At 36.1% G+C, this 11,817-nt stretch carries 11 protein-coding genes; 5 read left to right on the top strand and 6 right to left on the bottom strand.

Annotation, left to right across the window (positions count from 1 at the left end):
* Window positions 1-320: 320 nt before the first annotated feature.
* Window positions 321-1,250 (bottom strand): polyprenyl synthetase family protein, encoded by a 930-nt coding sequence (locus tag HYG86_RS11090; RefSeq protein WP_213165633.1) that lies wholly within the window; start codon window positions 1,248-1,250, stop codon window positions 321-323.
* Between the two features lie 170 nt (window positions 1,251-1,420).
* Here HYG86_RS11090 and HYG86_RS11085 point away from each other — a divergent pair, with 170 nt between their 5' ends.
* Entirely contained in the window at window positions 1,421-2,296 is an 876-nt protein-coding gene (locus HYG86_RS11085; RefSeq protein ID WP_213165632.1) for a cation diffusion facilitator family transporter, read from the top strand.
* 86 nt (window positions 2,297-2,382) lie between these two features.
* Here HYG86_RS11085 and HYG86_RS11080 read toward each other — a convergent pair whose 3' ends face one another.
* Window positions 2,383-3,873, bottom strand: coding sequence for a phytoene desaturase family protein (locus tag HYG86_RS11080; protein ID WP_213165631.1), 1,491 nt, complete (start codon window positions 3,871-3,873; stop codon window positions 2,383-2,385).
* Entirely contained in the window at window positions 3,870-4,445 is a 576-nt protein-coding gene (locus HYG86_RS11075; protein WP_213165630.1) for a TetR/AcrR family transcriptional regulator, read from the bottom strand. The genes HYG86_RS11080 and HYG86_RS11075 overlap by 4 nt, the downstream gene beginning before the upstream one ends.
* Window positions 4,446-4,775: 330 nt before the next feature.
* Between HYG86_RS11075 and dhaK the strand changes: the two genes are divergently transcribed.
* The 4 genes from dhaK to HYG86_RS11055 all read left to right on the top strand — a co-directional run bounded on the left by dhaK (window position 4,776) and on the right by HYG86_RS11055 (window position 7,331).
* Window positions 4,776-5,777, top strand: coding sequence for a dihydroxyacetone kinase subunit DhaK (gene dhaK, locus HYG86_RS11070; RefSeq protein ID WP_213165629.1), 1,002 nt, complete (start codon window positions 4,776-4,778; stop codon window positions 5,775-5,777).
* A gap of 78 nt (window positions 5,778-5,855) precedes the next feature.
* Window positions 5,856-6,482 (top strand): dihydroxyacetone kinase subunit DhaL, encoded by a 627-nt coding sequence (gene dhaL, locus HYG86_RS11065; RefSeq protein ID WP_213165628.1) that lies wholly within the window; start codon window positions 5,856-5,858, stop codon window positions 6,480-6,482.
* Window positions 6,483-6,508: 26 nt separating this feature from the next.
* On the top strand, window positions 6,509-6,769 hold the full coding sequence (locus HYG86_RS11060) for an HPr family phosphocarrier protein (RefSeq protein WP_246451753.1): 261 nt from the start codon (window positions 6,509-6,511) through the stop codon (window positions 6,767-6,769).
* 43 nt (window positions 6,770-6,812) lie between these two features.
* Window positions 6,813-7,331 (top strand): type 1 glutamine amidotransferase domain-containing protein, encoded by a 519-nt coding sequence (locus HYG86_RS11055; protein ID WP_213165627.1) that lies wholly within the window; start codon window positions 6,813-6,815, stop codon window positions 7,329-7,331.
* Window positions 7,332-7,526: 195 nt separating this feature from the next.
* Here HYG86_RS11055 and HYG86_RS11050 read toward each other — a convergent pair whose 3' ends face one another.
* The 3 genes from HYG86_RS11050 to HYG86_RS11040 form a co-directional block, all read right to left on the bottom strand.
* Complete coding sequence (locus tag HYG86_RS11050; protein ID WP_213165626.1) at window positions 7,527-9,026, bottom strand: IS1182 family transposase; 1,500 nt, start codon at window positions 9,024-9,026, stop codon at window positions 7,527-7,529.
* A gap of 301 nt (window positions 9,027-9,327) precedes the next feature.
* Window positions 9,328-9,720, bottom strand: a complete 393-nt coding sequence (gene dhaM / locus HYG86_RS11045; RefSeq protein WP_213165625.1) for a dihydroxyacetone kinase phosphoryl donor subunit DhaM — start codon at window positions 9,718-9,720, stop codon at window positions 9,328-9,330.
* A gap of 60 nt (window positions 9,721-9,780) precedes the next feature.
* Window positions 9,781-11,808 carry a sigma 54-interacting transcriptional regulator gene (locus tag HYG86_RS11040; RefSeq protein ID WP_213165624.1) on the bottom strand — a complete coding sequence of 676 codons (2,028 nt, stop codon included), beginning with the start codon at window positions 11,806-11,808 and terminating at the stop codon, window positions 9,781-9,783.
* Between the last annotated feature and the right edge of the window lie 9 nt (window positions 11,809-11,817).

Below are 11,817 nucleotides of genomic sequence, written 5' to 3'. Positions count from 1 at the left end.
GCGTGCAAATGAACATAGTTCACCTACAGCCCGAATTTTATAAAAGGACATAGAAAAACCGTGCACACGCACGGCAAATATCCCCTGAATATTTATGGGTTGATTATTGGCCAGTGTTCATTAACTTAAGGATTCAAAAAAGGTAACAACAAATACACCTGCATATAACTGCAGATTTACCCTTTTGAACTATTCAGTTCCTTAATTAGTTAATTCACTCACTGACACAAATTCGTCCCCCTAAAATAAAAATGACTCTATATAAATTATATGTGCTTAACCATTTTTTGTCAAATAGGCAAGAGATATTTAATACTAAGTTAAAATCTCTCCACTAAGGTGGTATCACTTAGCGCATCTAGTTGTTTATATATAGTGCCAAAAAAAGCTTTAAGCTGAAACCAATTCATTCCTTCTTTATCCACTAAGAACTGGTCTAATAGAGCTGAAGCCTTTGCACCATAACCCTTAGCCGTCTCCAATGTATATTTAAAGGCCCCATTTTTCTGAAGTTCTTTTTTAATCTTTTTAATATCTTTTACTTTGTTAAAGAGGCTTATATCACCATGATTATCTAAGTAATAACTGGGAGCTAAGCTATAAATACCATTTTTAATATCATCTGTTAAGTCTTGAAGGTCATCTAAAATGGTTAGAGCAATAAAAAGATTGTTAGCTGCTTCAGTTAAAAGCTGTACTTCTTTTATATTGGCCTCACAAGCTGTGGCAACGCTTCCCATGACAAGCCTCCCCCAGCTGCCTCCCCTATCTTCTGATTGCTTCAGAGATTCCTGTATGGAGTATTTTTTCTTTATCATTTTCTGATCTATCATTTGACTTTTCGCTACTACAAGCATTTCATTAGTAAAATACTCTAAAAACTTATCACGAACATCTTCTTTAAGATGGGGTGTAAGCTTCCCCATGAGCACAGCTAACTCAACAAAAAAGTAATCTCCAAGGACAATACGGTCATTTAGTTTTTGATCCATAAGTTTTTCGTTTATCTTATCTTCACAATCAATGATATCATCATGGATGGAAGTCGCCAAAAAAAATGCTTCCATTATCTCGGCAATTCTTTCTGCTATTATTTCATCCTTCCCATATCCTTTTGCTACTAAGTATGTAAATATGGAAAAACTTTTAGCCATTATTTTGTCTTCTTTGTAAATTTCCAGTATTAAATCTAAGTCATGCCCTACATACTCTTTCACTTTTGACTGAACTTTATCTGCCAATGTATCCACTAAAATCCCTCCCCCTAACATTCTACCCCTAGTTTATTTAGTAGTAAAGATGAAAATGCTAATTATTCTCAATTTTTAGCCCCGGGAAAATTTTTTCCCTGAATCGTTGTCATTTTATAGGCTTAATTCATAGATTAAATAGACAATAAATTATAAAGGTGGTAATTTTAATGAATAAAGTTAGAGCAGCTTTTTTAGCTATAGGAGTAAGTATTTTCTTAGTAATCTTTCAGGTTATCGTGGGCCTGAAAACCAATTCTATAAGTATAATTTCGGATGCCATGCATTCCACTATGGATGTCTTTGCCTCTACTATAACCTTAATAGCTATCCATTTTGCCAAAAAGCCTGCAGATAAATGTCATAATTATGGTCATGGTAAATATGAAGATTTAGCAGCAGCAATACAAAGTGTATTAATTTTTATAGTATCCATTACTATTATTACACAGGCCGTCTTAAGAATTTACCACAGAAGTCTTATAACAGAAACATTGCCAGGGATTATTATGATGATTGTTTCCATCACATTGCATGGGGCTGCTGTTTTAGTAATGCTAAAAGTAGCAAAAAAAGAAAAATCTACAGCATTGAAGGCAAATGCTTTACATCTTCTAACAGATGTCATTACATCAATAGGTGTTATTGTAGGATTAATTTTTATTCGCTTCACTGGTTTGAGGTTAATCGACCCCATAGTTGCAATTGTTGTAGCACTTATTATAATAAAGACTGGCTATGATATAGGTAAAGAGTCCATCAGTCAACTTTTAGACCGAAGCTTATCCCAAGAAGATATTGATAAAATTAAAGGGATCATAGATAGTTACAGTCCTCCAGCATTAGATTATCATCACTTGAGATCTAGAAAGGTAGGCATTATAAGACAGGTTGATTTACACTTGATTTTCCCTGATGATTTCAGCCTGACAGAAGCCCATGATATATCAAGCGCCATAGAGCGTGATATTCATAATACAATTTCTGATATACGGACCACAATACATCTAGAACCCAAGACTCACAAACATCCATATAAGTGGTAACAGTATTTATTTAGAAAATTGGTTAGTGGAAAGTTGTTAGGAAAATCAACTAAAAGAGGAAGAGCCCATAAATAGGCTCTTCCTTTTTAGTGCGCTATAAATTTCTTCTTCTCTTTTTTACAGATTCTCATCACCGTATCTTTTCCTGTAATAAGTGCCACAGGAAGACCTCCTGGTGGTTGTAACCACTGACCACTTAAGTATAGATTATCCAATCCTTTTATTACCCCTTTATGGGCCATCTCTTTACTTCCTATGGTAGGTAAAAAAGCCATGAAAGCACCTCTATATGCGTTACAATATCTTTCATAGGTCATTGGGCTAACTACATCAAGGACCTTCAGCTTTCCTTTCATTTCTGGAAACCTTTCCTCCATGGACCGGAGGATTTCTTCCCCAATTCTTGCTTTTTCACTTTTGTATGCACCTTGGTTTTTGTAAAGTTCTTTCCAAGCATCATAGTCACAGTGGAACTGATTTATGGCACATGTGAAAACTGTATGACCTTTTGGTGCGAACAGTGGCTCATATTGATAATTGTTTATGGATATACGATTTATTTGCACTGCATTAATCTCAAAAGGAGTAACAGGGAAATTTAAAGTCCTAGGTATATCTTCAATTGTCCCTTCATATCCAATTGATACATACATATTAGATGCTAATGGATAAACCTTTGGATCGTTATAACGTTGCTCAAATTGCTTATCTGGATACTTTCCTTTTAGCAATGTCTGATACAAAACTTTCGGGTCACAGGCAGCAACAATATAGTCTGCTTCAAAGGTCTTGTTATTCTTACAGATAACATTTTTTACCTGGTTCTCTTTTATTGTCAGGTCCATGGCTTCACAACTTTTTTCTATGGTGCCTCCTAGCTCAAGATAACGTTCAACCATACGCATGGCCATAGCCTTTGAGCCCCCATAAGGAATAGATGCTTGCCCTTTAGTAAATGATGCAAGGGCAAAAAAGAGGGATGAAGCACTGTAGCCATCTGGCATAAAGAACGCAACGGTTTCCCTTAAAGCAGGATGTCTAAAATTTTTCGCATACTCTTTTAAGCTAACTTTGCCGTATTTTTGCATAACATACCCTGCGTCCTTCATAGACAATAAAAATTTAACCTTTTCGATAATGTTCATCATATCCATGGGTTTTCCAACAGGTATCTCAAAGGTTTGTAAGCGTTTTATAGTCTGATAAAATCCTTCAATGGCTTCTTCATCCTCTGGAGATAACTCAATCCAACTGGACTTCAGCCTTTCAAGGTCCCTATAAAAATGCACAGTAACGCCATCATACTCAAATGATAAAAAGCTCTCTGGATGGAAACACTCAACACCATCTAGTGCCCCTACTGTATTCCATAGGTCATGAATGGCAGTTCCTTTTTTTGTGCCCACAAGCCAATGAATACACCCGTCGATGTGATAGCCTTGACGATCCCAACCTGTGCATTCCCCTCCTAAAGTATGATGTTTTTCCAGTATAACACTATCAAATCCATTCTTTTGGGCAAAAATACCTGCGCTAAGTCCTGCTATTCCTCCACCAATTATAACTAATTTCTTCACCGTTTATTCTCTCCCTTCATTTTCAGAGCCCTTAGGAATTCATCACCCACTTCAAAAAGAAGTTCTTCCACTTCATCTTCATCTATCCAAGAAGGTATATGACCATTTGCCACAAATGCCGTAAGTCCTGTTTGAAAAATACGCAACTTTAAAAGTAATCTCCTTTGCTCATCTCTAGTTAGCCCAATCATAGTTTCTTCCCCTTTAATGGCTTCAAGGATAGTATCTTCAACCTTTTCGTAGGAAGCCATGTATGGATTAGGCTTTAAAATCAACTCTTGCACAAAAACCGGATATTGCCTTGCAAAATTAAGACTTGCTCTTCCTATATTTTCAAATATGTCTGCCCCTTTTTCCCTTGCAAGGAACTCATCGGATAGGGCAAAAACCCGTTCTACTACAGCTGTAGTCAAATCTTCTATTGTTGCGAAGTTAACATATATAGGTGCCACAGAGGACTCTAGCCTTTTAGCAACGTTCCTAGCTGTGATTGCCGAAAAGCCTTTTTCCCTTGCTATTTTAAAGGCTGCCTCAACAATATCCTGTTTATTGAACTTAGTTTTTGGACCCATGGGTATCCCCCCTAATAATATTAGTTATATAACGCTTGTTATATAACTAATATTATATAATTTAACTATCCTTGTCAATAGTTGGTAACGGGTTTAATAAACTGTTAACAATTATTAATATAATTGTTGATGTATGTGGCATTTCTTCTTCCGTGGGGAAAAATGAATTTATTGGGGAAAAATTCCCCAGTTTCTGTAATATTTGCCTTCATTACTTTAATATATATAGTGCAAAGGTCTAATTTCTTCTATTTTTTACAAAACACCCTTAATGGCACGTTAATTGCATTAAATATTTTGAATATTAATATATTTAGAGGAGGAATTTCCGTGAAAAAGCTTATTAACAATCCAGAACTCGTTGTGGAAGAAATGTTAGAAGGCATAGTTAAAGCCCATCCCAACTATGTTCGCCAGGTAAGTGGTTTCAATGTTTTAGTTAGGGCAAATTCACCAGTGAAAGGGAAAGTTGCTCTAATAAGCGGTGGGGGCAGTGGCCATGAGCCTAGTCATGGCGGTTTTGTAGGTAAGGGTATGTTAGATGGGGCAATAGCAGGTGCTGTATTTACATCTCCTACACCTGATCAAATATTTGAAGCTTTAAAAGCTGTAAATGGTGGCGCAGGGGTTTTAATGGTAGTTAAAAACTATACCGGTGATGTAATGAATTTTGAAATGGCTGCAGAAATGGCTGCTATGGAAGGGTTGGATATAGAAGTGGAAAGTGTAGTTGTGAATGATGATGTTGCCGTAGAAAATAGTACTTGGACAACTGGCAGAAGAGGAATTGCTGGTACAGTCTTTGTACATAAGCTTGCCGGTGCTGCAGCTGAAAAGGGCATGGACCTCTCTGAGGTTAAGCGAGTTGCAGAAAAAACCATAGCTAATGTACGTTCAATGGGTATGTCGTTGACTCCTTGCACTGTTCCTGCGGCAGGAAAGCCCTCTTTCACCCTTGAAGAAAATGAAATGGAAGTAGGTTTGGGTATACACGGTGAGCCGGGAACACATAAAGATTCTATAAAAACTGCTGATGAAATAACTACCCACCTACTAGATAAGATACTAGCTGATTTAGATTATAGCGACAGTGAAGTGGCTGTTTTGGTAAATGGTCTTGGGGGTACTCCAAGTATGGAGTTATATATAATTAACAAAAAAGTTAATGAAATCCTCTCCCAACGAGGTATAAAGATTTACAAGACTTTAGTTGGTAATTATATGACTTCTTTAGAAATGGCTGGTGCCTCAATTACTTTGTTAAAACTGGACGATGAATTAAAAGATCTACTAGACGCTGAAGCAGATACTCCCGCTTTTACACAGGTTTAAACCTTCTTAGGCTTAGGGAAATTGTTTTCTCTAAGCCTAAACTAATATAATATCTTCAACTAAAAGAGGTGGTTTTCTATGGATAATAACAACTTGGTAAAAACTATCAATAGCATCGCTAAAGTTATAAAAGAGAATAGAGCTTATTTGACTGATCTAGATCAAGCAATTGGAGATGGTGATCACGGAATTAACCTAGATAGAGGTTTTTCAGCCATAGTTGATAAAATCGAGGACCTGAATGATAAAGACTGTGGTAATATTTTGTCCACCATAGCAATGATACTTATTTCTAAGGTAGGTGGAGCTTCAGGCCCCCTTTATGGCACTGCATTCATGCGCGCAGGACAAATTGCTAAAGGTAAATACTCTCTTAACAATGAGGATGGTTTAGCAATGTTTGATGCTGCTATATCGGGAATTATCTCAAGGGGCAAGGCTTCAAGGGGAGATAAAACAATGCTCGACACCTTAATACCCGCATATGAAGCCTATAAAGCCGGTGTTGAAGATAATTTAGATAAAGAAAATCTGATACAAAACATTTTAGTTGCAGCTAAAAATGGCGTTGACTATACAAAGACAGTAGCAGCTAAAAAGGGGCGAGCCAACTATCTTGGTGATAGAAGTATCGGGCATCAAGATCCTGGTGCTACCTCAAGTTACTTAATTATTAAAACAATTATAGACAACTTGGCTGACTAATCTATTATCCGAAGGGATGATCATACATGATTGAGAAATCAATAAAGGTAACCAATGAAGTAGGGCTACATGCTAGACCAGCTGCAATGTTAGTTAAAGCTGCAGCCAAGTATTCTAGCAACATAGATATTAGATATAAAGATAAAACCGCCAATTGTAAAAGTATATTATCCTTGATGTCCTTAAGGGTCAAACAAGGAGAAATAGTAAGCCTTAATATATCCGGCGAAGATGAAGAAATAGCCCTTAAGGAAATAGTTTCTCTGTTTGAAAATAATTTTGAATAGCTATAAAATATAATTATAAATTTTTTAGTGGAAGGTGATTAGTATGAATCTAATTGGTCGTAAAATTATAGCTTTAGTTGACCATGACTTTGAGGATTTAGAGTTGTGGTATCCCATATTAAGGCTACAGGAAGAAGGGGCTACTGTAGATTTAGTAGGCCCAGAAGCAAAAACCAAATATATTGGTAAGTACGGTGTTCCTGCAACAACTGATTTATCTTTCGGTGAAGTTGATGCCCATATGTATGACGCTATACTTGTTCCCGGTGGATGGGCTCCTGACAAGTTAAGACGCTACCCAGAGGTTATAGATCTGGTACAAAAAATGGATCAATTAAATAAGCCTATCGGACAGATATGTCATGCTGGTTGGGTACTTATATCTGCTAAGATTCTAGATGGCAAAACAGTTACCAGCACCCCTGGGATTAAAGATGATATGGAAAATGCGGGGGCCACGTGGGTTGATGTTCCTGTTGTAGTTGACAAAAATTTAGTTTCCAGTAGACGTCCACCTGATCTGCCCGATTATATGAGGGCCTTTATAGATTTAATGATATAGTAAAAGGGAGTAGGTTTTTTTACCTACTCCCTTTAGCTTGTAGACAAACTTAGACAAAGTCATTGACCCGAATTGCATATTAAAAAGCAGCACAATCAATTCGAGGAGATAGACTTAAGAGCTGAATAGCTAAACGCAAGAAGGGGCGAGGAATAGGACGTCAGACTGTGTGGCTAATCTCTAAAAACTCAAGGATTAGCCGTAAATTTCCTGTCTTTTGGTGCAATATGACTTAAACATATAAAAATACAATGATAAAGTGGGTCTAAGAGCTACTAATATCCTTAGTAGTTCTTTCACTCCTATAATATTTATTACTCTTTTAAAATTATAGGCTAGCAAAACTAGGGCTGTCTCTGTAGTTACAGAATCCATCCCTCTTGTTAAAAAATACCCAGCATTCATTGTCCTTTTGATGGTTCCATAAGGATGCTCAACAATCATCTGCCTTTGTAGGTATTTGTCCATATTTGCTTCTGTTCTAGCATCTATAGTATCCAAAAAATCTTGGTTAGGTGACCGATTTATTATCCTGCCTTTGGCTGCAGTGGTGCATTTGCTTTTTGATTCACAGTTTTTACAGGCATCGTAGTTTCTATATTTTATTCTTTTTGGTTCTTTTGATTTGTGGTTTATTCTGCGTAATTCATGGCCCAAAGGACAAATATATAAGTCTTTTTCAGGCACATAAGTAAATTTATCTCCGTAGAAATCTTTGTCTCCTGTGGCGTTAGAATACGACTGTTTTGGCAAATAGACTGTTGTTTCGTTTCTCTCACATTTCATGAGGTCGTCTGCTTGGTAATAGCCTTTATCTGCCGCTACTTCAAGTTTCCTTTTTCCAAATATATCTTTAGCCTTTTCTGCAAGTGAATTTAGGTTACCTTGATCTGCGGGATTGTTTGTAACATCATATGCGACTATAATACCATGCTTAGAGTCTACAGCTGTTTGTATGTTATATGCTACAGTAACACCATTGTTTTTGTTGTCCATAAGCCTAGCATCTTCGTCAACTGTAGATATTTCATTACTTTCGCTATCCTGTAGTTTTTTTTCCAACTCTTCAAATTTAATTTTACGCTCCTTGAGTTTTTCAATTTTTTGCTGAATTTCTTCAGGTGTATACTTAAGTTTAGGTGAATCGTCTTTGTCACTGCTTTCTAACAAATCTAGATAGGAATTAACCTTATCTTCGATATATTGTTTGTGTCTTTGTATTTTTTTCTTTGAGAAATTATTCTTCTTTGAATTATTAGCTTGAATTTTAGTCCCATCTATTGCTATGAATTCCTCGCCTAATAGTTTGAGATCCTTACACAACTTAGTAAAATCCTTGAAAACTTGTTTTAGCTGAGTTTTATTTTCTTTCCTGAAATCAGCTATTGTTTTAAAATCAGGTTTTAGTTTTTGTAATAGCCAAACCACTTCTATATTCCTGTGAGATTCTGTTTCTAGCTTTCTAGATGATCTTATGCCATTTACATACCCATATAGATATAACTTCAATAAAACAGAGGGATGATATCCTGGTGCACCTCTGCGGTGTTCCTTTGATTTAGTGAATGCACTCATATTGACCAGTTTTACGTATTCATCAATTACCCTAACGGGATTATCCTCACCTATGTAATCTTCTATGCAGTCAGGAAACATTGTTTTTTGCTTTCTATCTGTACCTTGTATAAATGACATTTAAAATCCCCTCTCCGATATTCTATAACTTAATTATACTACAGAAAAAGGGAAAAGTACTGTATTTACAGTACTTTGGAGGCATTTTAGACATATATTATTGTTTAATTCTCACACAGTCTGACGTTCCGAGAGCTCCATTGAACCAGGGACGGTGAATTGGAGCTGTCCCCTTCTGGAGTTTAGATAGAAGCCTTAAGTCTCGACACAGAATTTTGTGTAGCGTTTAATATGCGACATTACAAAAAATGACTTTGTCATCAGTCTGAAGGGAGTAGGTTTTTTTACCTACTCCCTTTTACTATATTTTTTCTATATCTTTGCTTTCTTGTGCAATTTTTATAATACTATCAATGTCATCGGTTGTTGACGCCTGCACTGTTGCAGCAATTACCCCTTCTACTAAAGGTGCATTGACTAGATATACTTTACCACTTATCTCTTCATCTAATAATTCTAGGGCCATTTCACTACTCATGACAGCACTGCCTAAATCAAAAAATATCAATATTGCCTTTTTGTCCTTTAATCTTTCAATGGCATTTTGAATCTTAACAGGGCTTGTTCCGATTATATCTCCATCTACCCCTCCAGCTAGTTCTATTTGAACACTTCCATCATTTAACTGTTCAGCTATTTCTTTAACTCCCTCTGCTAATTTTGCACTATGAGAGACTATTACCATCCCTACCATTATCTTTCCTCCCAACGTATTTTGATACTTATATAACTGCAATATATATGCCAACTTTAGCTACCATGAGCTTATATTATATTTACGAGCTTTGGCAGCAACGGTTTTATGGTTTATTCCTAATGCTTCTGCTGCTCCCCGAAAGGATCTATATTTTTGGAGGGATAGTTCAATCAATTTTCTTTCAACTTCTTCTAGTGTAGGTATATGTCCCTCCATGTCTGAAGTAACCTTTAACATTTCCTTATTATCTTTGTTTCCAACTATATACTGAGGTAAATCACTCACCTTAATCATGCTATCATTGGACAATGTCATAGACATCTCAATAATATTTTCTAACTCCCTTACATTCCCTGGCCACCTGTAATCCTCTAAACATTTCAGTGCGCTTTTGGTGATTTCTTTAGGTTGATAATTATTTTTTGTTGCTACCTTTTGGATAAAGTATTGAGATAGTAGCGGGATATCTCCTTTTCTGTGTCTTAAGGGTGGCATCATAACAGGTATAACATTGAGCCTGTAATAGAGGTCCTGCCGGAAATTCCCCTCTTCTATCATAACTTCTAATGGGGAGTTGGTTGCTGCAATTACCCTTACATCAATTGTAATTGTCTTTAGACCTCCTACCCGTTCAATTTCCTTTTCTTGCAATATTCTAAGTAGCTTAGCTTGCATGGATTTATCCATATCACCAATTTCATCTAAAAAAATAGTTCCACCATTGGCAAGCTCAAATTTACCTAGTTTCTGTTTTATTGCTCCAGTAAAGGAGCCCCTTTCATGGCCAAATAGTTCTGACTCCAGTAGATTAGCTGGGATTGCTGCACAATTAACTCGAACGAAAGGGTTGTTTCTCCTATGGCTTGAATAATGAATTGCCTTTGCAACGAGTTCTTTTCCTGTACCGCTTTCTCCCCTAATTAAAACAGTGCTATTAGTCTCAGAAGCCTTAGATGCTATATTTAGGGCATCAAATAAAGCTCCACTCCTACCTATAATATTTTGAAATGGTTTGCTTAATTCTTGTTTTTTAAGAAGTTGCTCCTGTAGAAAAATAGTCTTTGCAGACAATTCTTGAACCCTATCCATAAGTCTTTCAATCTGAGTTAGTTCTTTGGCTAGCAGAATAATTCCTTTTATACTTTCATCTAGTGATACTGGACTTATATTGATCATTATCTCAGTTCCATCATCCCTTTTTACAATGAAACTAGATTGTTCAGAGATATGGCTAGATTCCACACTAATAATATCAGGAGGTAAAACTTCAAAAACATTTTTTCCTATTGATTTATTACTTACCTCCATTATCCGTTGAAAAGGTCTATTCAGATATGTAATTACATGTTTTTCGTCAACCATACAAATTCCATCATCAACGTTCTCTAATATGTTTTCCAGTTTCTGCTTTAATTCCTTTACACCATTAAGCTCCCAAGATAATTTTTCAATTTCTGAGATGTCCTGAAAAACTGCAACAGCACCCATTATTTTATTGTCTATGATTATAGGTCCCCTATTTGTAATTACTACCTTTTCACCAATTTTTTGTTTCAACCCCGTTTGGCCTATTCCTGTTGCTATGACTTCCTGAAGCTGCAAGCTCGCAATTATTTCATTGGATTTTTTACCCACTGCAACTTTTGCTGAAATTCCAGTGATGCGCTCTGCAGCTTTGTTAAATACATTAATAACATTCTTTTCATCAAGTACAATTAGTCCATTGGCAATACTTTCAAATATCTTCTCACTGGCTAAAACATTGTTTTGAATTAAACTATCCACTTCATCAATTTCACTTTGGTTTATTGTAAAAGAGCCCTTCAAGAAATTAGCAAAATCATTAACTCCATCTTCATCCTCACTATCACTAAAGACCCATATACTTTCTCCTTGCCGTATTCTCATTGATATAAGCGCTAATAAACTGTTGCCCGGTAATACAGTGTCATCTTTTTCCCTTCTTATGTAAAGTTGGCATTTGTACTTATCCATAATCTGCTGACATCTCTTTACAACCATGGCAGCTATTCGTGTGTGGATACCTTTATCATAATTTATTGTGATTTTTACTCCTTTATCCATTTGATCACC

It is taken from the genome of Alkalicella caledoniensis (genome assembly GCF_014467015.1).
GTDB classification, from domain to species: Bacteria; Bacillota; Proteinivoracia; order Proteinivoracales; family Proteinivoracaceae; genus Alkalicella; species Alkalicella caledoniensis.
The sequence above is the reverse complement of the archived record's forward strand: the minus strand, read 5'-3'. Positions and strand labels throughout refer to the sequence as shown.

Excerpts from the sequence above, each read along its gene's own strand:
- HYG86_RS11050 (WP_213165626.1), bottom strand. The coding sequence starts at position 9,026 with ATGTCATTTATACAAGGTACAGATAGAAAGCAAAAAACAATGTTTCCT.
- HYG86_RS11040 (WP_213165624.1), bottom strand. The coding sequence starts at position 11,808 with ATGGATAAAGGAGTAAAAATCACAATAAATTATGATAAAGGTATCCAC.
- HYG86_RS11085 (WP_213165632.1), top strand. The coding sequence starts at position 1,421 with ATGAATAAAGTTAGAGCAGCTTTTTTAGCTATAGGAGTAAGTATTTTC.
- HYG86_RS11075 (WP_213165630.1), bottom strand. The coding sequence starts at position 4,445 with ATGGGTCCAAAAACTAAGTTCAATAAACAGGATATTGTTGAGGCAGCC.
- HYG86_RS11060 (WP_246451753.1), top strand. The coding sequence starts at position 6,509 with ATGATTGAGAAATCAATAAAGGTAACCAATGAAGTAGGGCTACATGCT.
- dhaL (WP_213165628.1), top strand. The coding sequence starts at position 5,856 with ATGGATAATAACAACTTGGTAAAAACTATCAATAGCATCGCTAAAGTT.
- dhaM (WP_213165625.1), bottom strand. The coding sequence starts at position 9,720 with ATGGTAGGGATGGTAATAGTCTCTCATAGTGCAAAATTAGCAGAGGGA.
- HYG86_RS11055 (WP_213165627.1), top strand. The coding sequence starts at position 6,813 with ATGAATCTAATTGGTCGTAAAATTATAGCTTTAGTTGACCATGACTTT.